At 29.8% G+C, this 22094-nt stretch carries 28 protein-coding genes; 2 read left to right on the forward strand and 26 right to left on the reverse strand.

The window, feature by feature from the left end; genetic code table 11:
- The 6 genes from A3GU_RS09810 to A3GU_RS0108545 all read right to left on the reverse strand — a co-directional run.
- Positions 1 to 1793, reverse strand: a 1793-nt coding sequence (locus A3GU_RS09810) for a LysM peptidoglycan-binding domain-containing protein (protein ID WP_040805696.1), incomplete at its 3' end; no start/stop codon positions are given.
- Between the two features lie 583 nt (positions 1794 to 2376).
- Positions 2377 to 3552, reverse strand: coding sequence for a tyrosine-type recombinase/integrase (locus A3GU_RS10545; RefSeq protein ID WP_018367113.1), 1176 nt, complete (start codon positions 3550 to 3552; stop codon positions 2377 to 2379).
- A complete protein-coding gene (locus A3GU_RS0108530) occupies positions 3545 to 3733 on the reverse strand; it encodes a DUF3173 family protein (RefSeq protein WP_018367114.1) in 189 nt (62 codons plus the stop codon). The genes A3GU_RS10545 and A3GU_RS0108530 overlap by 8 nt, the downstream gene beginning before the upstream one ends.
- Positions 3734 to 3841: 108 nt before the next feature.
- Positions 3842 to 4603 (reverse strand): LPXTG cell wall anchor domain-containing protein, encoded by a 762-nt coding sequence (locus A3GU_RS0108535; RefSeq protein ID WP_018367115.1) that lies wholly within the window; start codon positions 4601 to 4603, stop codon positions 3842 to 3844.
- Between the two features lie 23 nt (positions 4604 to 4626).
- Positions 4627 to 5181, reverse strand: coding sequence for a hypothetical protein (locus tag A3GU_RS0108540; RefSeq protein WP_018367116.1), 555 nt, complete (start codon positions 5179 to 5181; stop codon positions 4627 to 4629).
- Positions 5182 to 5183: 2 nt separating this feature from the next.
- Entirely contained in the window at positions 5184 to 6545 is a 1362-nt protein-coding gene (locus A3GU_RS0108545; protein ID WP_018367117.1) for a phage tail tip lysozyme, read from the reverse strand.
- A 180-nt stretch (positions 6546 to 6725) separates the two neighbouring features.
- Here A3GU_RS0108545 and A3GU_RS10120 point away from each other — a divergent pair, with 180 nt between their 5' ends.
- Positions 6726 to 6830 carry a putative holin-like toxin gene (locus A3GU_RS10120; RefSeq protein ID WP_018367118.1) on the forward strand — a complete coding sequence of 35 codons (105 nt, stop codon included), beginning with the start codon at positions 6726 to 6728 and terminating at the stop codon, positions 6828 to 6830.
- Positions 6831 to 6987: 157 nt separating this feature from the next.
- Here A3GU_RS10120 and A3GU_RS0108555 read toward each other — a convergent pair whose 3' ends face one another.
- The 18 genes from A3GU_RS0108555 to A3GU_RS0108650 form a co-directional block, all read right to left on the reverse strand.
- Positions 6988 to 9012, reverse strand: a complete 2025-nt coding sequence (locus tag A3GU_RS0108555; protein WP_018367119.1) for a hypothetical protein — start codon at positions 9010 to 9012, stop codon at positions 6988 to 6990.
- Between the two features lie 11 nt (positions 9013 to 9023).
- Positions 9024 to 11525 (reverse strand): ATP-binding protein, encoded by a 2502-nt coding sequence (locus tag A3GU_RS0108560; protein ID WP_018367120.1) that lies wholly within the window; start codon positions 11523 to 11525, stop codon positions 9024 to 9026.
- A 20-nt stretch (positions 11526 to 11545) separates the two neighbouring features.
- Positions 11546 to 11956, reverse strand: coding sequence for a conjugal transfer protein (locus A3GU_RS0108565; RefSeq protein ID WP_018367121.1), 411 nt, complete (start codon positions 11954 to 11956; stop codon positions 11546 to 11548).
- A 3-nt stretch (positions 11957 to 11959) separates the two neighbouring features.
- Positions 11960 to 12226: a hypothetical protein gene (locus A3GU_RS0108570; RefSeq protein WP_018367122.1), complete on the reverse strand. Its 267-nt coding sequence runs from the start codon at positions 12224 to 12226 to the stop codon at positions 11960 to 11962.
- 20 nt (positions 12227 to 12246) lie between these two features.
- Positions 12247 to 13200 (reverse strand): conjugal transfer protein, encoded by a 954-nt coding sequence (locus tag A3GU_RS0108575; RefSeq protein ID WP_018367123.1) that lies wholly within the window; start codon positions 13198 to 13200, stop codon positions 12247 to 12249.
- A gap of 52 nt (positions 13201 to 13252) precedes the next feature.
- Entirely contained in the window at positions 13253 to 13507 is a 255-nt protein-coding gene (locus A3GU_RS0108580; protein ID WP_018367124.1) for a Txe/YoeB family addiction module toxin, read from the reverse strand.
- Positions 13500 to 13766, reverse strand: a complete 267-nt coding sequence (locus tag A3GU_RS0108585; RefSeq protein ID WP_018367125.1) for a type II toxin-antitoxin system Phd/YefM family antitoxin — start codon at positions 13764 to 13766, stop codon at positions 13500 to 13502. The genes A3GU_RS0108580 and A3GU_RS0108585 overlap by 8 nt, the downstream gene beginning before the upstream one ends.
- Before the next feature lie 393 nt (positions 13767 to 14159).
- Entirely contained in the window at positions 14160 to 14627 is a 468-nt protein-coding gene (locus tag A3GU_RS0108595) for a hypothetical protein (RefSeq protein ID WP_018367127.1), read from the reverse strand.
- A gap of 9 nt (positions 14628 to 14636) precedes the next feature.
- Positions 14637 to 15005 carry a hypothetical protein gene (locus tag A3GU_RS0108600; RefSeq protein WP_018367128.1) on the reverse strand — a complete coding sequence of 123 codons (369 nt, stop codon included), beginning with the start codon at positions 15003 to 15005 and terminating at the stop codon, positions 14637 to 14639.
- Positions 15006 to 15009: 4 nt separating this feature from the next.
- Positions 15010 to 15234 carry a hypothetical protein gene (locus A3GU_RS0108605; protein WP_018367129.1) on the reverse strand — a complete coding sequence of 75 codons (225 nt, stop codon included), beginning with the start codon at positions 15232 to 15234 and terminating at the stop codon, positions 15010 to 15012.
- Between the two features lie 30 nt (positions 15235 to 15264).
- Positions 15265 to 15705: a hypothetical protein gene (locus A3GU_RS0108610; protein WP_018367130.1), complete on the reverse strand. Its 441-nt coding sequence runs from the start codon at positions 15703 to 15705 to the stop codon at positions 15265 to 15267.
- 100 nt (positions 15706 to 15805) lie between these two features.
- A complete protein-coding gene (locus A3GU_RS0108615) occupies positions 15806 to 16078 on the reverse strand; it encodes a hypothetical protein (protein WP_018367131.1) in 273 nt (90 codons plus the stop codon).
- Between the two features lie 136 nt (positions 16079 to 16214).
- On the reverse strand, positions 16215 to 16736 hold the full coding sequence (locus tag A3GU_RS0108620) for an AAA family ATPase (RefSeq protein ID WP_018367132.1): 522 nt from the start codon (positions 16734 to 16736) through the stop codon (positions 16215 to 16217).
- Positions 16736 to 17119: an ASCH domain-containing protein gene (locus A3GU_RS0108625; RefSeq protein WP_018367133.1), complete on the reverse strand. Its 384-nt coding sequence runs from the start codon at positions 17117 to 17119 to the stop codon at positions 16736 to 16738. Before A3GU_RS0108625 ends, A3GU_RS0108620 begins: the two co-directional genes overlap by 1 nt.
- On the reverse strand, positions 17097 to 18146 hold the full coding sequence (locus A3GU_RS0108630) for a hypothetical protein (protein ID WP_018367134.1): 1050 nt from the start codon (positions 18144 to 18146) through the stop codon (positions 17097 to 17099). Before A3GU_RS0108630 ends, A3GU_RS0108625 begins: the two co-directional genes overlap by 23 nt.
- 127 nt (positions 18147 to 18273) lie before the next feature.
- Positions 18274 to 18618 (reverse strand): hypothetical protein, encoded by a 345-nt coding sequence (locus A3GU_RS0108640; protein WP_018367136.1) that lies wholly within the window; start codon positions 18616 to 18618, stop codon positions 18274 to 18276.
- 10 nt (positions 18619 to 18628) lie between these two features.
- The gene (locus tag A3GU_RS0108645) at positions 18629 to 18988 is read right to left on the reverse strand and encodes a hypothetical protein (RefSeq protein ID WP_018367137.1); all 360 of its coding nucleotides are present in this window, start codon (positions 18986 to 18988) and stop codon (positions 18629 to 18631) included.
- The gene (locus A3GU_RS0108650; RefSeq protein WP_018367138.1) at positions 18972 to 20228 is read right to left on the reverse strand and encodes a replication initiation factor domain-containing protein; all 1257 of its coding nucleotides are present in this window, start codon (positions 20226 to 20228) and stop codon (positions 18972 to 18974) included. Before A3GU_RS0108650 ends, A3GU_RS0108645 begins: the two co-directional genes overlap by 17 nt.
- Positions 20229 to 20362: 134 nt before the next feature.
- Between A3GU_RS0108650 and A3GU_RS09815 the strand changes: the two genes are divergently transcribed.
- Positions 20363 to 21223, forward strand: a complete 861-nt coding sequence (locus A3GU_RS09815; RefSeq protein WP_018367139.1) for an ImmA/IrrE family metallo-endopeptidase — start codon at positions 20363 to 20365, stop codon at positions 21221 to 21223.
- Positions 21224 to 21242: 19 nt separating this feature from the next.
- Here the strand turns inward: A3GU_RS09815 and A3GU_RS0108660 are convergent, their stop codons facing one another.
- Both A3GU_RS0108660 and A3GU_RS0108665 read right to left on the reverse strand, forming a co-directional pair.
- Positions 21243 to 21614, reverse strand: coding sequence for a hypothetical protein (locus tag A3GU_RS0108660; protein ID WP_018367140.1), 372 nt, complete (start codon positions 21612 to 21614; stop codon positions 21243 to 21245).
- 2 nt (positions 21615 to 21616) lie between these two features.
- On the reverse strand, positions 21617 to 21829 hold the full coding sequence (locus tag A3GU_RS0108665) for a type II toxin-antitoxin system RelB/DinJ family antitoxin (protein WP_018367141.1): 213 nt from the start codon (positions 21827 to 21829) through the stop codon (positions 21617 to 21619).
- Positions 21830 to 22094: the final 265 nt, after the last annotated feature.

The following is a 22094-nucleotide window of genomic DNA, read 5'->3' on the forward strand; positions in this document are numbered from 1 at the left end:
TGTTGACCAGGATGAATAGTATTATTTCTAATGTCATTCCACCTTATCAAATCATCCATGGTTATTCCATTTTCATGCGCAATCTTCCAAACTGAATCTCCTGACTGAACCTTATAAATCTTATCCTTTGTACGAGAGTTTGTTATATTAGTTGGTCTTATAAAGAGTTGTTGGCCGGGATGGATTAGATTGTTTTGAATTCCATTCCATGCAATAAGATCAGTCATGCTAATTCCGTACTGATTAGATATTGACCAAACAGATTCATTTGGTAAAACTTGGTGCTTCGTACCATCTTCAGAAATTGTATCAGGTCTTACGAGAAGTTGCTGACCGGGATGAATTAAATTATTTTGAATCCCATTCCATGCAATAAGATCAGTCATGCTAATTCCATACTGATTAGATATTGACCAAACAGATTCATTTGGTAAAACTTGATGTTTTGTACCAGTCAAATTATAAGAAGGAATTAATTGACTACCATAACTATAAAATAGATTAGCTGCTACTTGTCCAAGTCTATTATACGTATTACCGTAATAACTTCCGTTACTAGCTAATTGGCTAACAGCTGAGTGTCCAGCAGGAGTTTTGGAATAATTTCTTGCCTGTGTTTGAGCCTGTTGTCTCGCCCTAGAACGCTCTCTGGACCTTGAAGCATTTTGAGCTCTAGTATGTTGTCTTTGAACAGCATTGGACTTTGCTTGTGAATGACTTACTTTATAATGATTATAAGCCTGATGCGCTCCATAAGCCGCAACACCTACTGCTGCTGCTGCCGCAATTACTTTACCAGTTGCCACAGCCGCGGCGACAATTTGTGGACCATAAGCAATAACAGGAAACACCAAAGCAGGTGCAAATCGCTTTCTTCTTCTAGATGTACTTGACTGATTGGACAATTCTTGAGATTTTTTTATTGATAGAGATTCAATTGTCTCTGCCAAATCCTCTTCTGACTTTGCATTCAAAAGTTGATTGTACTCATCTTCAGTACTTAAAACTATTAATTCATCAATTAACTCCTGAAGATTTAGACTTTGTTGATAATCAAAATAAATCTTCTTAAGTTTTGATTCAAAAGCTTGAGTTGAGTCACCTTCGTAAAGGTCACGCAGTTCTTCATCTGTTAATTGTTTCTTTAAATCATCTAACTCCCCAAGAGCATATTGTTCGTCAATTTTCTTATTTAAAATTCTTTCTAGTAAAACACTTCTTTCTTCAAAACTTTTAGCATTTTTTAATGCGTTAACTTCATCAACAGTTAAACTCGATAAGTAATAATTGATAGAGTCTTCAAAATTAGGAATTAAAGGCTCCATAACATCTAGCGATCTCTTCATTCTCATTTTTGAGGAGGTGTTGCCTTCTAATGTATCAACAGAGTCATTCCCCGAACTTACTTTCTCTTTAGAATCATCACTTTGATTATATTTTTTAACTTCATTGACATCATCTTTAGAATTATGCTCTATTTTTACATCATCAATAGTATTTTCTACTTTAACATTTGAATCACCTTGTTTATCAACCACTTCTTTATTAACAATTTTCTCCGATAGTTCCACTTTATTTTTCAACTCTTCATAGCTGTCATTAATAAACTTATCATCTTCTTCATTGATTAACATTTCATTTAGTATAACATCAGCTTCCGTACCTAATACATAGCTATCTATTTCTTTTTTTATATTTATCTCTTCTGCTAAAATTGCACCACTTTGCAAAAATATAGTTGAAACCAGTAAAAAAGTACTTGCACTAATTACTAATTTAAATGATTTTTTCATAAAATAAATCTCCTTTTAAAACCAACAAGTTGTGAAAGCGTTTTACTCTTGTGACTACATTGTAATATTTTTGAAATGAATTTGCAACCATTATTTAAAATTCATTATTTCAAATTTATTTTATAATCAACAATAATTTAAATGTGGATAGTGTAAAATATCTTGTGTAAACACAAAAAGGAATAGATTTAGTAACTCCCTATCACAAAAATCATATAGTTGCTCTCTGCAAGCAGCTATATAGAGAGCTATGAATGAACTATTACAGACAGAATTGTCAGCTTTTTTAGACTGAAAATCTACGAAAAAAATCTCCATTATAACAAACATATTTTACACAATAATCGAATTAAATTAATTACTCTGTAAAATATACTAATTATACAATTAAACTTTTGTTCTAGATTTGTTCTAAAAAAAATAAATTATATTAATCAATATAAAAAATAAAATCGATAAATCCCTTGATATTACTAGATATTTTTGTTTATAAATTAACTTTAATTTGTTTTAATTACTTGTAGGGGGCATAGTGCGAAAACGAAAAGAAGCCTTTAAAATAAGGCTTTTTTGCTTGTCATTTTTAGGTTTGCCCGCCGGTTTGCCCGCCGATATTTTTTTCTTTCTCAAACCACTCATTTTTTGTTTCATCCAGTAAATGTATATATATACTTCTTAACATTGCAGTATCTTTATGACCAAACCATTTAGCAAGTACTTCTAACGGCACTCCTTCTTGAACTTTAACACTTCCATAAGTATGTCTTGCACCATAGGCTGTAATAACTGGTGTAATAGATAATTCTTTAATAATTTTTTTAACACGTTTATTGACAGTTGATTCGTCAGGTAATTCCCATTTTGAACCTGCTTGAAAAAAAACATAATCATTATCATTCTTAATTCCTAGTACTTTACATATCATAACCTGCTGTTTTTTTAATTTTTGTAATACTTCCTTTACTTCTTTATCAAATGGTACATATCTAACAGAAGGATTCGGTCTATTAATTCTTTTATAGTAATGATCATTCTTAGGAGGTACAATTTTGTGATGAACAGAATTCCATCTACTATTTGTGAAAATTTCTTGATTCTCAAAATCAACATTTTTCCAAGTTAAAGCGATACATTCTGCTGGTCTAAAACCAACCTTAAACAATATGAAAATAATAAAATCTACTACTGTTTTCCTATAATCTAAAAACATTAATAAATAATCTAAAACTTTATCATAATCAGATTTACTTTTTAAAAATTTTAATTCATCCTCTTTAGGTAATTTTTGTGAATTTAATTTTATATTCAACAAAAATCTATCATCTATCATTAGTCTATCAGCTTTTGCAAATTCAACCGCCTTACTTATATTAGCATTCATTCTGCCAAGTTCATTGATTTCATAAGATTCACCATACCAATTAATAAAAGACTGATATTTTGACCTTACAATATCTGAAGCCTTCATATCTCCAAAAAATTCCTCTATTTTTCGTTTACGTTTTTCATACTTCTTTTTTGTCTGACTTTGGATATTTTGTGAAAATATTTCAACATCTAACCAAGACTGAAATAATTCAACCAAACTCATTTCAGGTTGTAACCTATAGTCTAATTTACTATCCAATTGAACTTCTATTTCTTTGGCTACCTTATCTGCTTCTCTCTTTGTTTTAAAGCCACTGTCATGAGCTACAACTTTTCCAGCCCTTTTTATTTCATAAGAATAAGTTTTACCACGCTTTCTAACTCTAGCCATTCTCTATTTTTCTCCCTAAAATTTTAAATATATATTCTTGTGGTATTTCCACATTTCTTTGGTTCTCATAAATAACAAAACCGTCTTCTACTAGTTTTTCTTTAGCAAGTTTAATAACTTGACTAGCTTTATATGAACTCATTTCTTTTAATAAATCACCTTTATTTACTGTATCTCTCATAACTTTATTCCTTTCTATCTCCAATTATTCTTTACTTTTATATATAATAGTCCCCAATAAAAACAAAAAAAGCCATGAAATTAATCATGGCTAAATTTATACTTACTTTTATTTTTTCTTAAAAAGAGTCAGAAACTTTTTGATATTATCTTTAAAGCCTATCCAAATAGCACCTAAGATTGCAATTCCACCTAAAATTGTTAAAAGGGTCTTGGTAGTTTCTCCTGTTGAAGGTAATACTTCTAATTTACCTTCTGAAGTCTTTATAGCTACAGTACCGTCTTTTTGTTTAACAGCACCTACTTCATCCGCAGATTTTAAAACAGTCCCTGTTTCTGTTTGCACAAAAACTGCTCCATCTTGTGTACCAACAACTGTATGACCTGTATTTGTAACAATAGGAACCTCTACTATAGGAATTGTTATTGGCTTAGGAGTTTCTGTTGTACTTGCACCTGTATTTGTTTCAGCCTTTTTAATATCTTCTGATTTAGGAACCTCTGGAACTTCTTTATTAGTTTCTGTTGGTACTTCTGGTTTTTTACTAGAATCAGGTTGCTTAGGATCCGTTGTGTTATCTATAGGATCTGTACTTGGTGTTGGTACTGGAATACTTGGCGTATCAGGTTCTGACTCTGGTTTTGGTTTTGGCGTTGGTACTGGAACACTTGGTTCGGTTGTATCAGATATTGGATCTGTACTTGGTGTTGGTACTGGATTTTTCGGAGTATCTACTACAGGATCTGTCACATTTACTATAGTACCATTCGTATCTGATACAGTATCTGATACATCATTCGCAAATACTGTACCTCCTAACAAAACCATTCCTGAAACTGTGATTAAACTTACAATTTTTTCTTTTTTCATTTCTTTTCTCCTCGTAAAACTTTTTAAAACATGACATTTACTGGAGTCCCATGCAGACTCACAAACTCAAATTGATTAGTACCTATAGCATAATTACCTACAAGACTTAATTTATCATTATAATCTGTCACTAAATTAATAGTAAACTGATAAACATTAGTTGCGTCACTTTCATATACTTTTAAAGTATCTATTTTAAAATGGTATCCTGCTAAAAGCATTGTCTTAATAGATTCTGCTACAACTTGACTAGTAATAGACAACCTATTATCATAAGTTACTTTAATGTCGGCTTGACTTTTAACATTAACCAAATAGTTTATAGGTATTTGGATTTGTTCCTTAACTTTCTCATAATTATCTTGAGACACCTTTTTATTACTTTCTAAAGTATCTCGTGCCTCATCTTCTATATTATTTTGTTTCTTAACTGTTTTCTGCCTTTTATTAATTCGTTTAACAATTTCACTATTATCATTAGTTCCTTTTGTGACTTTATGATGGTGATGATAATAGTTATAAAATAAAACAGAAACTAATATAATTACTAGTATTGCAACTATTTTTCTTACTCTCATTATTATCCTACCGTTCCGATTGTTTTTGATAATTGATAACCAACTTTTGATGGATTATAAAAAGTATAATTTTCTTTAGCCAACTCTATTGTTGTTACATATCTATAATTCCAGGAATATTGGCCAAAACCACCATTATCTCCAGAATAGGTTGAAAAATTCTGTTCAACAATTAATATATCGCCATTTTCAAATACGTGACTGACAACTCCTGTGTGACCATACTCACTACTTCCTTTACTTGAAAAAACAGCACCTGAGGAAGGCACCCTATCAGCAGAACCTCCAAAAACTTTAACCCAGTTAGAGACAACCATATTCCCATTACCCATACGTTGACTAGGGTGTACACCTCCTTTTAACCATAGGCCATACATAAGACTTGCTGAAAGATCTGTACATTGTCCACCCGTAGAAGCTATAGCATTCCACCCTTTAGAATTACGATATGATAAACCTATGGATTTAGGGTCAATCGCATATGGTTTTAAATCTGCAGGTAAATTATCTGGTCTCCAAGCATTGTAAGCTCTATAATTAACTCGACCTGTTCTATCTTTGCCAAATAAACCTTGGACTGCATTACTAGCTGAATCACAAAGTGATAAAACAGTAGAATCAGAAGTTATATCATTCTTACTAGATGAAGTTGTTTTTGAACTACTATCAAAACTCTTCAAAAACTTTTCGGCATCAAATTGATGTTTTGAACCATTAAACATGTCATAAGCTTTTTGAGCATCTGATTGTTTTTGAGCTTGATTGATATGAGCAACACTGCCTCTTTCATAAGCCTGCCAAACTAAAGTAGCTTGTTTAGGATCAGTCATTTGAGCCATTTGCTGAAAAGTATGATTACCACCTGTTAGATCCATTAAAGCATTCCAATCACCATCCTTTATGGCTTTCATTACAAATGCATTCATAGCATCTGCATCTTCCCACTTCGAATCATTTAAGGGAGCATATTTTGTATAGGGTGTAAACTGATAAATACCCCCACCCGCTTCTGTTTTATAATAAGCTAGGCCAGTTGGTACTACACCATAAGCTATTGAGTTAGTCTTTAGATCACTTCCATAATGGCCTTCAGCACGGCCTATCATGGCGAAACCACCTTCCGAATTAACCCAACCAACTATTCCTGAAGCAGAAGCACCAGACAAACCTTTACTAACCCACGCTTTAAAGACCTTTTCAGCTGTCTTATTAGCTACAGATCCCTTATATGTCCAGTCACTGTTCGAGGCATTCTCACTTGTTGTTTCAACTTGAGAAGATACATCTGGTGTAACTTGACAATCCCCTTGACCACCACTAAAAACAACAATAATTATTATTACAATAAAAAAAGGAATGCTCATAAGCACTCCTAAACAACCTAATTTTTTCTTAATAACTCTCCCTCCTTTAACTAGTCAGCAATAAGCCTGATATGTTATAATGATAGAGCAGAAAAGTTAAGACGGTGGCTACTTATTCTGAAAGGTGGTGAGGCCTATGGGCAATTCATCAAACTCTGACAGAAAGGAGGTAGCCTAATATTGACAGCTTTTAAAGTTGTACAAACCCTTTTAGGCTTTAGTACCTTTACTATCGCACTTATTGGCTTGTGCTATAAAATCTTCAAAAATGACAATAAAAAATAACCGTCTATAACTTTGGTCGAGTTAACGGTTATTTTTTTAACTAATTACAAAGCCACCGTCTTAAACGGTTTTGCATTGGGTAGTTGTTTCCAGCAACTGCCCTTTTTCTATTACTATTATATCCCAGGTAACTAAAATATGCAACTTTTTGATGACTTTACACATCTCCTCTTAACCTTGCTAATTCATCTAAAATTTCTGACTTCCTGTTTAAATTATGTTTTAAGCGAACATCTTTTGATTTACTAGCATTAAAACCCTTTTGAAAAGCATTTTGTCCATGAGCTTTAAAATAATCATTATCACTTGAAAAATGTGTTAATTCAGTCTCTGAACGATTAACTTTTCTATTTTTAAAAGATGATAATTTTTGTCTTTTAAGTCTCTCATATTCTGTCTCTACATCAAAAGCTTGTTCAGGTTTCTGATAATTACTATCATTTTTCTCTTGTTCAATAGATGACTGACCACTTCTATAGTCTATTTCCTCAAAACCACCACTTTCTAATACATTATCTGATACATCAGAGTTTTTATCATCTATTAAAATAGCCTTATCATAATCCTTACTTAAAAATACTTGATTTTCAATATCAGTATCATCACTTATTTCAGATAAATCTAAATCATTTTCATACACTGGATCATTCTGACTAGCTACAAAATTATCAGATACCTCATTATTATCATAATCTAACTCAGTTTCATTATCCTTTCTTCTATCTTCTTTAAGTGCATTCCAATTGTCCTGCGCATTTAACAAAGTTCCTGCTCCAAAACCCGCTCCCATCATAGCAATACCAGATAAGTCCTGTGCCTTTTCATACATATTTTGCGGAGACATACCAACACTATTAGCTTTATCCGCAATCATATCAACTGTATGATTAACAGACTGTGCAAGTTGAGAGCCTAAAACTAAGGTCAAAAATTTTTCTTTATGTTTCCATAATTGCCAAAAAACTAAACCTTGAACAACAATCGTAATAAATAACATAAATAAAATGGACTGACCCTTTAGATTACTACTTCCAACCAAACTATCATTTGTAAATTTAGATTTAATGAAGTTAGCAATCATAGACTGTATATAGAAAACAATTAAAGTCAAAAAACCAGTCAAAGCTGGGAATGAGACTGCTCCAAACATTACCTTTAAGACATTAAACACTACGTGTTGCATTTTAGGTAAAAAAGAGATTAGTAGTGCCAATGGAAATAAAAACATCAGTAGTATAACAACAACATCTGCTAAAAAGGCAATCAATTGAATTAATAACAAGGGAATCGCAATAATCACTGCTTCTATAATCTTCAAAATAACATAAATTGATTTCAACCAAAGATAATCACTAACGGCTGACACCCAGCGATTCCGTTCATTACCTTTTAAAGCACCATCTCCCAAATAATCTGTATAATCCAAAATTTTATTACTCTTAGGAGTAATAAATTTCCCATTTTTGTCATACTCTCCTAAAATTTTTTGATTATCTAAATTTTCATCCTTATCTGTTTGATTATTATGATATTTGCCATTTAATTGCCCTGTATTGACAAATAAATATGCCGTATAAGACGTCTTCATAATATAATCATCTGCCACAGAAGTCTTTTGAGATAGCTTCTGTTTGCTATTATCTGGATCCGTAATCGTTAAATGAGTAACAGAACTACTAAAGGAATTTGCCACATTGTGCACCGTATCTAATATGTAAACCCCACCAGACGTTGATTGGACTGAACCAAAATAACCAAGTCCTAATAAGATCACAAGAAATAAATGTATCAATCGCTTTGAGAAATCACCTTTTGAAAAAATAAAAGAGATAAATATTGAGAAAGCAGATAAAGCAATTAAAAGATAAAGTAGGGAATTGCTATAATTGCCTGATCCTGAAATATTTTGCCACAAGTTTTTAGATGTATTAAAAACAGTCTGCTTATAAGCATCATACAAACTAAAATTTTCAAAAAATCGAAGAATTATTGAAAAAAAACCGACAATCAAATTAAGTAGAAAGAAAGGAAAATTAACAAAAATATGTGTTAAGGTTACTTGTAATTCTGTACCTACTGACATTTCATTAGTTTGTTCCATATACGCCTTCAAGGAAAAAATATCAACATCTTTGACTTTTTGAAAGGTAGAAGCTATTAAAGTATCATTTATTTTATCCATAATAACTCCTTTCACGAAGCATATTTATTTTCTAATTGACTTGAAACTGTTGCTTTCATTGGTTTTAATAATAGATCAATATCTGGATGAATATTATGTACCGATATCATATTTAAATTACCGTAGACGTCATAATAAAGACATTGGCCTGAAATCATGTTATCTATCCATTCAAGATTTTTCTCATTAACATCAAGTCCTACATGTTTCAAAATAGCTTCTCTCTCTGATTTTTCGTAGAAAGCAAATACTGTACCAAAACCAGTTGTATCATCATCATTTTCTGCATCATGAACTGATTGAGATACTAACATTAATACATTATACTTAGAGCGACCAACACGACGCATAGATTTAATAACAGCTTTACCTTCTGATGATTGCATAAGAATCCATGCTTCATCAAAAATTTCAACTGTTTCATCATCTGTCCGTTCTCCAAAATGTTTACAAAAAGCCCCTAAGGCAAACATAAGAGCAATAGAATTATTTTCATGATCAGATATATGTTCAGAGCCATCTTTTGGCAAAGATAAGTCTGCAACTTCTAAAACCGTAACACGTTCTTCATAAGAAAGTCCTTTGACATTACCATCTGAAAAAGCCAATTCCAAAATAGAATTTTTAATAATGGCTTTAAAATAATTTCCTACATCTACAATATCTTCTTTTTCACTTTTACATAGTGCTTCAATAACCTGATTAAAACCAACAATCTCTCCTGCTTCTCGTCTAGCTATAACATCACTTATTGCTTCTGTAAGGGCTGTAGTCTGTATAATCTTAACTTCAGTCGCATTTTTTAAAAGATAAAGCAACATATTTTTCGCAGTTGACGAAGCATCTTCCTTATCTAAAATAACAATAGGATCTAACACACCATGATTTTCCTTAAGAGAACTATCAAGTGTAACAAAGTTTATTTCCTCAATCTGCTTCTTTCGCAAAGGAAACTTTTTAGCATATTCAGGATTAGATACCACTTTTAAGTAATGTTCCCTCAATTCCCGTTTAGGATCAATATAAAGCACCCTAACGTCTTGTTGTGCTGTATGTAAAAATATCATCTGTGCCAAATAAGACTTCCCTTGTCCTGTCGCTCCTGTGATAATAATATGTGGATTTTTGGTTACCTTACCAGCAACATCTTCTTTATTTGCGACTGTCGCATTGAATAAGACAAGATTTTTAGAACCCATAATAGCTTCACCAATTGAATCCCAAGCAGTTAAACGATTATCCACTCTTCCAATATACCAACCAACTTTATTACCTGATTGAGTATTGGTAAAGAGCATTAATTCTGAAAAACCACGACTAGTGACTAAATGATTCCACTTTCGGGTTGTTTTTTGTAAATCTTGACCATAAAGCAAAGCTTGAAATAAATAAGGTGTATCGTGACTTGCTTCATGCACAGCAACTTTCATATCTGCAAAATAACTTAATATCGCATGCTTTCTTTGCTTTAATTGTTTTAAACTCGAAGCAGAAACAACTAGAAAACAACCATATTCAATAATTTCTTCTTTATTTCCTACCTTTTTCATCAGGTCTTTTAAAGAGTAAGCTCCCATTAAAATATCATCTTGTTGAACAGTATTAGTTGAATGGGCTTCTCTCATAATTTGATCATAACGTGTATTAGAACGACCCATTGTGCCACCTAATTTAGTACGATCAATAAACTCTGCTTTAAAACGTAACTCTACAGGGAAACTCATCCGTTGTACTAATTCTCCTAGATGAAAACCATTAAAAATAGTGTTAAATTTTCCCACAGGTAAAATGGTTACAAACGAACTTCCGTAAGGACTTGCTAATTTTAAAAACCCACCTGCCATAGGTTTTATTAAAGTATCTGTAATATTTAACATTGTCCTATTTGCAGTAACTTCATTTTTAGCATGTGGAATATAGCGTAAGTACTGCATGCGCTGATAATAAAATAAATCTTCATTAGATACTTTCTTAGCTTTTAAAGTATTTAAAAGACTATAAATAAGTTGTTCTTCTTCAAGGTATTCTTTATACCAATCCTCATCAATTTCAACAGTATATCCTAAAAGTCCAGCAACATTTGAAGCAACAAAATCAAACTGTTCTGATACATAATCTTTTAAATTTCCAGTAATCTTACCTCTACCTAAATTGACTCCAATTATCCAATCAAATTGATAAGGTATTTCCATTTCTGATGTTAAAACATCAACCGTATTATTTAATGTCTCAATGCCTAATTCTTTAACATCATAGGCCAAATCATCACTAAAATCAGACATTTTTTCACCAAGAAGATAATCTTTTGGTATCAGTGAAATATCAAAATTCTTGTATTTAGCTAGTTTTTTAATAACCTGTGCTACTTTTTCTTTATGATTATCTTTTTTATCACTATCTGTAATTGTAATTGGTGTGTTCGGAATACGATAGTAGGCAACAACAACTTTATCTTTTCTTAAAGCTAAATTTTCATGAATTCTATCAATAGGATATTCCAACTTTTTTACCATTCAATCTCCTCTCTGTACTTTCAAATATTTGTCTTTTCAAAAACAATTTCTTCTATAATTTCAACACGTTCTCCCTGATAAATGCCTTTTTTATTAAAGCCAAAATCTTTTAAATAAACCAAATAATCCCATAAAAAAACGTGCATTTTCTTACCTTGTGGTTCATACTCGACATAAAATTTTGATAAGCGATACGGTACAAACCAATACAAAATAAGGGAAATAGAATGGGTGACATGATTTAATATTTGCATTATGGGAGATAAAAAAGTTAACATTAATACTAAAATTAAAAAGAAAACAACAAAAAAAGAAAGTTGCATAGGTGTTGAAAAATACCACACCAGCTTTCCTTTCGCTGTTTTTATCTCTCGAATCCAATAAGGCGCATTTAGACCCCTAGCATAATCAAAATATTTTTCTTCTTCCATATCTCACAAACCCGTTTCAATACCAAACCAACGAAGCAATCCACCTACAAAAGATAAAATTTGTTGTCCCTTAAACAAAGATACAACAATTGCATAAATAGCTAATATAGAGCCAACTTTTAGCCAATCCGCATTTTTCCAACTCTTAATAACCATAAAAGCACAAATAACACTGATTAAATAAATACCATCCCCCTGAAAAAATTGTTTTAGCCCAGAAACGTCTGGACCACTTGCTAAAGCTATACTGTTCATTCTTACTAAATCCATTTCTTTATAACCTCTTTTTCTTATTTAAAATAATGATATAATTTTTCAACATACCAACCATTATCACTTTTAACTAAATACAATGTAAAATTTTCTGATCGTACTCCACCAGTTACCAAATCTTCAAAATTAACGGTAATTTGTACAGCTTTTTTATTTTTATCTTGATAATAAATCGCATTGCTTGTATCTAGCTCCTTAACCTTATAATTATTTCCCATAAGTTCAGGATCTTTCATTAACAATTTCAAATCTGTTTTACTGCTTAAAGCGTATTTATCAAAAAAGATTGGTAAAAATTTTTGAATAGACGAGATATCTTCTTTAGACAATGCCTTGACTTTATCAAGCGTTTTTCTTTCAAAAGTCTTTGATTTTCCTTGATATAAGTCTTCTGCAAGTGTATAAGGTGGACTGACAATTGCTAATAAACCATTATTTATTCTAAAGGGTATTGCAAGAATCATTTGATATGGTTTTGACTCGACTTCATAACCAATTCTCATTAAAGCTACTTTATAATTACTTTTAGTCTCAACACTAATTAAACGCTGTGTCTTTAAAATACGGGGTTTTTTAATTTCATCTGTTAAAGAGGCAGTTGAAAATGAATAATAGTTATCTAGTTCCTCTTTGCGCTTTTGTGCTATGTCATCAGAGTAATTAATATAAGTATAAACAAAATTATTCATGTAATACTGTATTCTTGATAGATCTAGCGAATTTTCAGATGATTTATTCTTTGTATTTTCCTTAACAGAAATAACTGTTTCCTTTAAGCTTTTAACCTGACTTGATAAACCAATAGCTCTTAAAGATCCAAAAAATCCTACAATAAATAATAACCCTAAAATGCCATAAACAACAAAATTTGCGGTCTTCTGTTTAACTTCTTTTGTTTTTGGTTGCTTCCCTCCTTTTTCTTTTTTTGTGTATCTCAATAGCAACTTTTTTATTTTAATTACAATATTCATTTAACTCCTTTCTAGTTAATAAAAAGCAGCCACTATTTTAAAGTGACTACTTCTACTTATAATGGTCTCTAAAAGATAAAAAATAGATTTCTCCATCTTCTACCATATAAACCAACCTATGTTCTTCTGTAATTCTTCGAGACCAAGCACCTGAATATTGGTATTTCAATGGTTCTGGCTTTCCAATACCTTCAAAAGGTTCTCTCTTAATATCTTCTATCAAACGATTAATACGTTTCAAAACTTTCTTATCTTCATGTTGCCAAGAAACATAATCTTTCCATGCTTCATCAGTAAAATTAAACATCTTCTACCTCAATCAAATGATGTTTGAGAGTTTGTTTCTCTTTAACTTGTAACATGCCATCAATAACCTTATGAGATAAATAATCATTCTCCATCATACGAATAGTTTCTTGTAAACTTTCCCAACTTTCTTGAGATAAAACAACAATATTTTCATCAGGATTTTTATTAACTACAATCAAAGGTTCAAATTCATCATTTACCTTTTTCATATAATCTTTTAAATTATTCCTGAAAGTTGAATAAACAACTGCTTCCATAATAACTAACTCACCTCTTTATAAAATATCTTTATATCATTATATCATTTGACAATATATTGTACAAGTTTTTATTTTGATATAAGAAAATCATGAATTAGCAATATTTACATAAAGTTCTTTACGAATAATAATTGATAAATTAATAACTTTTCAGTAATTGAAAATTCTACAGATTATAAATATAATATTATAAGCTATTGATAAACAACCTATATAAAATATAAACAAAAATGGTCTCACTTTCTGATCATTTTTATTTTGTGGAATAAACATCTTTTCAAACTTTTTAAAAATACTATAAACATAATCAATATCTAAAGATAATATCAACAAACATAATATGATCAAAATAAATGTTATCTTTGCTACAATTCCCACCTTTACTCCTTTCTATTTTCTTACATAAAAACCTTTTGCTGTATTCAATAATAGACCATCTTCAATATAAGCATTAACTGCATTAACCCATGTTCCTGACTTATGGAAAAAATCAATAACAGAATTAAAATCTGCATGCTTTAATAAAGACTGCATTACTATAATTTCATCATTACCTAAATAAACATAATATTGAGTAATAATTTCAGTTACAGATAAACCCTTTTTTAAAAGATGACAAATAATATAATCATCATTATCATATAGTTCACATATGCATTTTTTTAAAAGGTAACATTCACTTAAAGTTACGATTCTATCAATTCCCCAGTCAGTAAAACCACAAACAAAAAAAGTATCATCTCTGATACCTCTCTCTTCCATACGATCTCTTACTTGACTTTCGGTAAATTGCATAATATCTAACTCACACAACCGTTGACTTATTCCATTTTCACGAGTTCTAATAGTCGCAATCATTTTCCCTCCCTAAATAATTTCTAAAACAATACCATTATCAGCAACTTTCAAACAATCATCATTTTCAAAAATAATATTAACATAATCTTCTTTAGACTTATAAAAAGTCACATTCTCTAACAGATAATATTTTTTTAAACCGTAACAATAATTAAAAGCTTCAAACTGTTTCTCTGTTACTTGACTACTCTGACAGATACTATATAATTCATTGACCTCTGCTAGAGTTAAAGCAACATTTTCATATGTCTTATCAAAAAATTTAACGACAGGTGTTATTAGATCATTTAATGATATCTCCTTTAAACCAAGTTCACTAAGTTTATCATCTGTAACTGGTAAATCTAACCATCTTTTCTTAACTAATACTTTTGCCAATAATTCATTCCTCCTTATTCAATTTTTCAGCAAGTCTATTAAGCTTTTCCAAATCTTCCAAATCATATAAACCAAGTGAAATATTATCAAAACCTTCAACATTTCTGATTTCTACATAATCATTATAATTTCCGGTATGACCAATTCTAGTTAATTTCCCAAAGTACAAAGGGAATGTAAACCATCCCCCTTTATTATTCTTTGGATTAATAATATAAGCTCTTAACATCCTTCACCCTCTTTCATTTTTGCTATTTCTTTAACTCAATTTTTCTGTAATATAAAATTCTAAATATTTCAAATCAACGCCAAATGATTTTTCTAAATAACGTTTACCTATAATATCTAAGTTTTTGGTAAAAATATCTTGAACAACAGATTTATTAATCTCATCTAATTCACTATCAAATCCATAGTTAGTAATAAATTCAAATAACATATCAACCGACAAATCATTATAATAATAATTAATTTTGTTATTAATCAACAATGTGTCATAAATCTTAGATACATCACTATATGTAAATTTTGTACTATTTGGTTGGTCTAAGTATTTTATATCAGTTAAAAAATTATAAATTTCATACTCCATTTCCTCCTTTAACCAACTTGATTCTTTAAAAAGCGATAACATTAAATCTTTATCCGCTAAAATAGAATTAACCAAAGATCTTAAATGTTTTTTTCTAAAAATATTCATATCTTCTCCTTTTTATCAAAAAATAAAGATAAAACCTTTCTTATTGAAACTCCTCTCTAAGTAACAAAAAAAGAACAAGCTATAAACTTGTTCTTGACCCTTACTTGAATTCTTCCAATTTATGACCAATCGCAGACATTGACTTATGCGCCTTACTGACAACATTGTTTTGATAATAATAAGATTTTAAATGTTGAGCAATCATATCAATCATATACCCTGGCAACGTCAAGTCATCTCGTTTTTTCAATAAACTGTTTAATTCACCAGCCTTTTCCCATGAAGCATCATAACTATGAGTTTTAAGCAACTCTGAAAATTCCTGTGCTACTTTTAATAATTTTTTATCTGACTCTGAACGTACATTTTGCATTTTTTATTTTCTCCTATCTTCTTTCTTTTGCTATCTAATATTAAATTAACTTCCTAAAATTGAATATTTAATTTTCATAACTTTCTCCAGTAAAAAAGAACTCCAAAGAAGGAGTTCTAATTACCTTAAATATTTTCTACTCAGAAATAAACGAAGTAAGTTTTTTTAATTGATTCTTGTTCTCATAAATAAACAGCGGTATGTTATGTTCCTTAGAAAATAATTCCGCTCTGGCTTTTTCAACTTGCTGGAACTTTGTAATTAAATCAATATTCCATTTCTTTCCATCTCGACTGCAAAGTCGCTCTTGAATTAATTCTGATTTCTCACACTTTAATATGATTTTTTTTATTTTTATTCCGTTAAAAGTTGAAAGAGGAAGTTCATTAATAACTCCTTCCTGATTTAATAAAGACAAATGTCCGTCAAGAACAATCAAAGCCCCATCATTAAAAGTTAATGCTTTCAATTCTTCTTTCCACAGTTCTTGATTCTCTTCAATGTTATAAACTAATTTGTTCCCACGATCAATTTTTTTACCTGAATTTCTAATTAGATCACTGATTGAAATTTTTTGTAAAGATATTGATTCACTAAGTTCATTTAACAAATAAGATTTCCCTACTCCATGAACACCAACTAATAATATAAATTCCATTAATAATCCTCAATGTAGCAGAAAGACTGTGGAGCAACTTTTATACTTGAATTATATTCTGTAAGTTCTAAATGCCTATCATATTCAATAAAATTCTTTATATGAATTGCAAATCCGCTCTCTCTATCTTTAAAATAATCATAGAAATAATCTTCAGAAATTCCTGAAAAACTACACGTTTCTTCCCATAATTTTTCAACTTGTTCTTCAATAATTTCACCTACCTCAATTTCACCTACTACTTTACCATATGGCTTTGTAGCATAAACTACGATATTTGTAATATCAGTTCTTTTAAAAATTTTTTTTCTATATTCATATTTTTTTCCTCCTTCTATTATTTCTCTTACAAATTGCGGTTTAATCGATAATAAAGCTTTCACAAACTTCACCCATTTCTAAAATATCTTGAAATTGTTCTCTGGACAACTCAATACATGACCAACGTTGATCTCTTTCTATACCAACTTCATTTATTAACTTATTTCTAGTTAATCGTTTAGTTAAAGATACATTATACAACATTTTGATAATAAATTTAGGATATTGATCTTCCCAAAACTTATTAAGTTCAATAACAGAAAATATTGAACCTTTTGAACAATATTTAAGAAAGTCCTCTTTGTTTCTAAACGAACTAATATTTTTTACTTCTTTAACTGTACAAATCGTAGTAGCAACCGAGCTATACTCTGCTGGTCGTCCCATCTCAGCAGTCCTATATATGACAAGGTTATCCCCACTAACAAAATTACGGATTTGAGGTATTGAACTAATATAAATCTTCTCACATGTATTTGTAACAGATAGATCCTGAACCACATGGGTTCTCTCAGTATTTAACTTTGAATCTGGAAACATATTTGTATGATATACTGGTTTGATAGCTAATAAATATTGCTTCGAATCACCTGAAATATTTATTCTAGGAAAGTCCTTATAGATGTCATTAAATATTGTGAGATCTTTGAAAAATACTAATTCCCCATTATTATTAGTCCCCCACTGTTGAAAACCAAATTTTGCAAAAAGTTCAATCAATTGCCTTTGTTTATAAAAAACAGTAACATAGACAAAATCATGCCCATTTCTTAACATCTCTGTTAAAATTATTCTAATAAAATGATGACCCAAGGTTGTTCCGTGTGCCAAAATTTTAAAAGTACCCACTTTTAAACGTCTTTTTAGAGAAAATTGTGGTGAAATCAAATTATTAGATTCTGTTTCATCTTTTAAATATAAGAAGCCTGTCAATAGCCCTAAATTATCAAACTGTACATATGCTTCTTCAAAGCCTTTTTTTGTTAACCAACTGTCAAATCCAGCATAATCACTTCGCAATGAATCAAAAAAAGAATCTGCAATATCTAAATCTCTAATTTCCATTTTTTTTATAGAGTTTTCAACCATCGTTCTTCTCCGTTTTTATTTTATTTTAACATAAAATCTAAGAGCATGTTTAAATAATATTAAGATATTAACCTTTTGAAAAATATCATTACTTTTATCATCAACTCTTCTATAATAAGTTGGACTTCTAATCATCATGAACCACCTCAACTATATTCACCTTAGAAGCAACATAAAAAACACGTAATCCTTCTAATCTTCTAGGCTGAACAGAAGAAACTTTCATATCCTCAAAATTAACTATCAATTGATTACAATTAACTATCATTTCATTAGTAATTGAACGATTATACCCATCTACACGTACTGTTAAATGTTTTTTCTTAAACTTACCATCTAAGACCTTAACATCATAATAATGACCTATAATTTCTCCTGTTACTTTGTCAACATTATCTCTAACCTCTTCCAATTCAAACTTAGAACCAATTTCTGTTAGATCAAAGTCATTTACCACTAAAAATTTACCCATGAATACCTCCTCAAATCACTATCTCACATAATTTTGCTCTATAAAGTATTTGAGCAATTAACTTCAATTCCAAAGACATATCTTTTATTTTTCGTATCTCTAAAGCATTAAATTCTTTACTTCTTAATTTAATACGATCTTGTTTAATCAATATCCTTTCTGCTTTTTGTTTTTCACTAACTTTTCGTTTTCTCATAAAATCAATTAACTGACGATTATCAACTTTAGGCTCTCCTCTATAAATCAATCCCCAATAATCAATCAATTCTTTAATATCCTCAAAATTCTTAAATTCCAAATGATACTCTTGAAAATAATCAGGGAGATCACGATAAAACATACCGTTTTTATTCTTAATATCCTTTAGCAATATCTAACACCTCCTCATAATTCAATTTCTTTTTTTCTGCCATCATACGTGCTACTTTTTCCTGTTTTTCATTGAATACTGCTTCTTCAAGGACATCACTAACCAAATCCCTTTTTTCTAATACAGATTCAAATTTCATAAGAAGTAATGTCCCACCAGCAGAACGTGAAATCCATTTTTTAGAACGTGAATAATCATATCTTCTTGGTTTAGTTACAAATTTATAACCGCCATACAAACCAACTAAAGACTGCCATTTTAAATCTAAACTGTCATCCCAATTGTAAACATCTAAATAATTAATCAAAATCCTACAACCCATTACTGCTAAATCTTCACCCAGCATATAATCATATACAGCTTGAAAAGCTTTTTTAGCATGCAGTTCAATTTCATAACGATTTTTCAGACCTAATACTTCATGAATATATTCAGGTACTACCTTCAATGCTAAAGACTGTTCCAAATCTTTTTCATAAAATCTGATAAAAACATCTGATTGACGACTACCTAAATAAATAGTTAAACCACTATTAACAAATACTCCTTTAACTCGTTTAAGACCTTCATCAAATAAAATGTTATCGACAATATTTACTTTTATCTTTCCTGCACTAATCCGTTTTCTTAAGTCATGTAGATCTACATTTGAACCATCTTCTTTATATAATTCATCTAAAGCAATATCAAAACGATTAAAAGCTAGAAAATCTTCTAACTCTAGAAAATTTCTATGATTTTCTGCATATTCAAATACCGATTGAAAAAATTCCCACCACTCCCTTTTTTGTTCTAATAAAATAGATTCAAATTCACGACAGCCAAGACCTGTAAATTCAACCAATGTTCCTTCATTTATTTTTTCAATATCATGCGAAAATAAAATACGAATATTCCCAAAAGTAATCATATCTTGATAACCATAAAATGTTTTATCACTATCATAAAAATCAGATACCTTCATCTTCATAACTTCTTTTATTATTGATTCATAATCAAGAGTTTTAAACCTTATTTTTAACCAGTCGATAGAACCTTCTAAAGAATGACCTGAACGACGAGACATAATCATAAAAAAACGCTCAATTACCTCCTTAGGAAGTTTCCTTTTTTCTTGTTCATACATTTTATATGTGCTAAGCTTTATATCAAGTAATCCTGACATTTGTTTTTGATTAAAATCAAGTTCCTTACGTATCTGTTTCATTTCTTGCCCTGTAATCTGATTTTTTTCTATCAAACCTTATTTCCTCACTTTGTGTCTTTTTTGCAATTCCCTAGGTTCCCTACAAATAAGGGTTCTAAGGAGTGTGTCCTATATTACCCCCCTATTATTAGTTTCTAAAAGAACGAGATAAATTATTTGAAGAATAAATGAATTATAATAATATTTGGACTACTGCAAATAAATACACCTACAACTACTTAAAATGTACAAACTCAAATTTCAATAATTACAATATTTCAGAATTTCTTGATTATATTATCAATTTTAAAAAAATCAAAATTTCACCTTTACATTTTACTAAGTCCAATATTTCGGGAATGACTATCACCAATTCAAAAGGTACTTCACTTCATTATGAAAAAGTAAATCCAATATCTAGACAAAATTTTACAAAATGTCATGAATTAGGTCATATTCTTCTTAAACATAAGGGCAATATTTTTTTAGAATCTAAAGATAATAAGAATCAAGTCGAAATCGAAGCAGATATTTTTTCAGCTAGTATTTTAATGCCAGATATTTTACTTATTGATTTTATTTACTACAAAAAAAAACATTTCCAAGATATTTTTAAACTATTAAATGTCTCTGCAGAAGCATTAAATATAAGATTAATTGAATGGCTTAATTACTATTCAGATGCTCCAAAGTCTTATTTAGAAACTATATGTTTACAATATCTTACACGTACAAATGAAGAAAATATCAGATTAGAAATAGAGAAATTTAAAGATTATATTGAAACTAATTATATAAATCTCAATATTGATCCAATTCTACAATTTTCTTACTATATCTCAAAGTCAAATTTTGTATCAAATGTTCAGATTCCCAATCTAGCTGATATAAAAATTCAAAATAAAATAAAACAAAAGTTTCCAAATATAAAAATTTGGGCTTATTATAATAAAGGCATGACTCTTTGGTATGCTTGGAACTCAAACACTATTACTGATAAACAAGCAAAAGAAATAGCAAAAATTAAACTATTATTGATGACAACATAAAAAGACTAGAAATTATTATCTAGTCTTTATTTTTTAAAGCATCTTTTAAAGCTTTACTACCTTCTTTGTAATATGTCTCCTTACCAGATGCATTATTATAAAAATTTCCTAAATCAACATTCAACTTGCCATCATCTTTTATATCATATAAAATAGTATATTTAGTAGAATTACCCCCGAGTACAAAACTTTTATTTTTAGTATCAATATTACTTACTTCAAAGTTTCCATCATTATGATAAATTCCTGAATCACCTTTAATTTCCAATACTAATGTTTTTTCACCATCATATACTTTATAATATTTTCCATTTAAAGAGTTATTTGAACATGCAACCAAAAATATTACTGATAATGCTAAAACAATTAATCCTAATAATTTCTTTTTCATACTTAGAGCTCCTTTTCATACTTAGTAGTTAAACTATCTGGATTATTTGCTTTAATAGATGACTTATTCCTTATCTCAAAAGGAATACTTTGAGTTTTAACCGATTGTATCAAGAACATTTTTACTGCTGTACTCATATCCAACCCTAAGGATTGAAAAAGTTCTGTAGCATCATCTTTTAATTGATCATCAACTCTTACTGCTACTGTTGACATTATATCACCTCAAATCATCTTTGTATAACTAAATGCAATACAACGCAAACAAAAAAGAAAGTCGTATTTCCCAATGAAGCATAGTGATATCTCACAGGATTTTTCTTTTATTATACTCCTGAAGTCAGCAAAAGAGTCCTTAGAATTTATTTTCTAAGGACTTTGTCTTCAGTCTGAAACAACTTGATTTTCCTAGTCGTTTATTCTCTTTTTTTAAGACAATAAATAGCAATAAAAGAAATTAGAAAGATTAAAAAAATTATGA

This window comes from Streptococcus didelphis DSM 15616 (assembly GCF_000380005.1).
Taxonomy (GTDB): domain Bacteria; phylum Bacillota; class Bacilli; order Lactobacillales; family Streptococcaceae; genus Streptococcus; species Streptococcus didelphis.

Bases quoted from the DNA above. Each gene is read 5' to 3' on its own strand.
- A3GU_RS10545 (WP_018367113.1), bottom strand. From the start codon at position 3,552: ATGGCTAGAGTTAGAAAGCGTGGTAAAACTTATTCTTATGAAATAAAA.
- A3GU_RS0108540 (WP_018367116.1), bottom strand. From the start codon at position 5,181: ATGAGAGTAAGAAAAATAGTTGCAATACTAGTAATTATATTAGTTTCT.
- A3GU_RS09815 (WP_018367139.1), top strand. From the start codon at position 20,363: ATGAATTATAATAATATTTGGACTACTGCAAATAAATACACCTACAAC.
- A3GU_RS0108620 (WP_018367132.1), bottom strand. From the start codon at position 16,736: ATGGAATTTATATTATTAGTTGGTGTTCATGGAGTAGGGAAATCTTAT.
- A3GU_RS0108570 (WP_018367122.1), bottom strand. From the start codon at position 12,226: ATGGATTTAGTAAGAATGAACAGTATAGCTTTAGCAAGTGGTCCAGAC.
- A3GU_RS0108585 (WP_018367125.1), bottom strand. From the start codon at position 13,766: ATGGAAGCAGTTGTTTATTCAACTTTCAGGAATAATTTAAAAGATTAT.
- A3GU_RS0108615 (WP_018367131.1), bottom strand. From the start codon at position 16,078: ATGCAAAATGTACGTTCAGAGTCAGATAAAAAATTATTAAAAGTAGCA.
- A3GU_RS0108640 (WP_018367136.1), bottom strand. From the start codon at position 18,618: ATGGGTAAATTTTTAGTGGTAAATGACTTTGATCTAACAGAAATTGGT.
- A3GU_RS0108545 (WP_018367117.1), bottom strand. From the start codon at position 6,545: ATGAGCATTCCTTTTTTTATTGTAATAATAATTATTGTTGTTTTTAGT.
- A3GU_RS0108630 (WP_018367134.1), bottom strand. From the start codon at position 18,146: ATGGTTGAAAACTCTATAAAAAAAATGGAAATTAGAGATTTAGATATT.
- A3GU_RS0108605 (WP_018367129.1), bottom strand. From the start codon at position 15,234: ATGTTAAGAGCTTATATTATTAATCCAAAGAATAATAAAGGGGGATGG.
- A3GU_RS0108595 (WP_018367127.1), bottom strand. From the start codon at position 14,627: ATGATTGCGACTATTAGAACTCGTGAAAATGGAATAAGTCAACGGTTG.
- A3GU_RS0108560 (WP_018367120.1), bottom strand. From the start codon at position 11,525: ATGGTAAAAAAGTTGGAATATCCTATTGATAGAATTCATGAAAATTTA.
- A3GU_RS0108565 (WP_018367121.1), bottom strand. From the start codon at position 11,956: ATGGAAGAAGAAAAATATTTTGATTATGCTAGGGGTCTAAATGCGCCT.
- A3GU_RS0108530 (WP_018367114.1), bottom strand. From the start codon at position 3,733: ATGAGAGATACAGTAAATAAAGGTGATTTATTAAAAGAAATGAGTTCA.
- A3GU_RS0108575 (WP_018367123.1), bottom strand. From the start codon at position 13,200: ATGAATATTGTAATTAAAATAAAAAAGTTGCTATTGAGATACACAAAA.
- A3GU_RS0108665 (WP_018367141.1), bottom strand. From the start codon at position 21,829: ATGTCAACAGTAGCAGTAAGAGTTGATGATCAATTAAAAGATGATGCT.
- A3GU_RS0108555 (WP_018367119.1), bottom strand. From the start codon at position 9,012: ATGGATAAAATAAATGATACTTTAATAGCTTCTACCTTTCAAAAAGTC.
- A3GU_RS0108535 (WP_018367115.1), bottom strand. From the start codon at position 4,603: ATGAAAAAAGAAAAAATTGTAAGTTTAATCACAGTTTCAGGAATGGTT.
- A3GU_RS0108610 (WP_018367130.1), bottom strand. From the start codon at position 15,705: ATGAATATTTTTAGAAAAAAACATTTAAGATCTTTGGTTAATTCTATT.
- A3GU_RS0108580 (WP_018367124.1), bottom strand. From the start codon at position 13,507: ATGTTTAATTTTACTGATGAAGCATGGAAAGATTATGTTTCTTGGCAA.
- A3GU_RS0108660 (WP_018367140.1), bottom strand. From the start codon at position 21,614: ATGAAAAAGAAATTATTAGGATTAATTGTTTTAGCATTATCAGTAATA.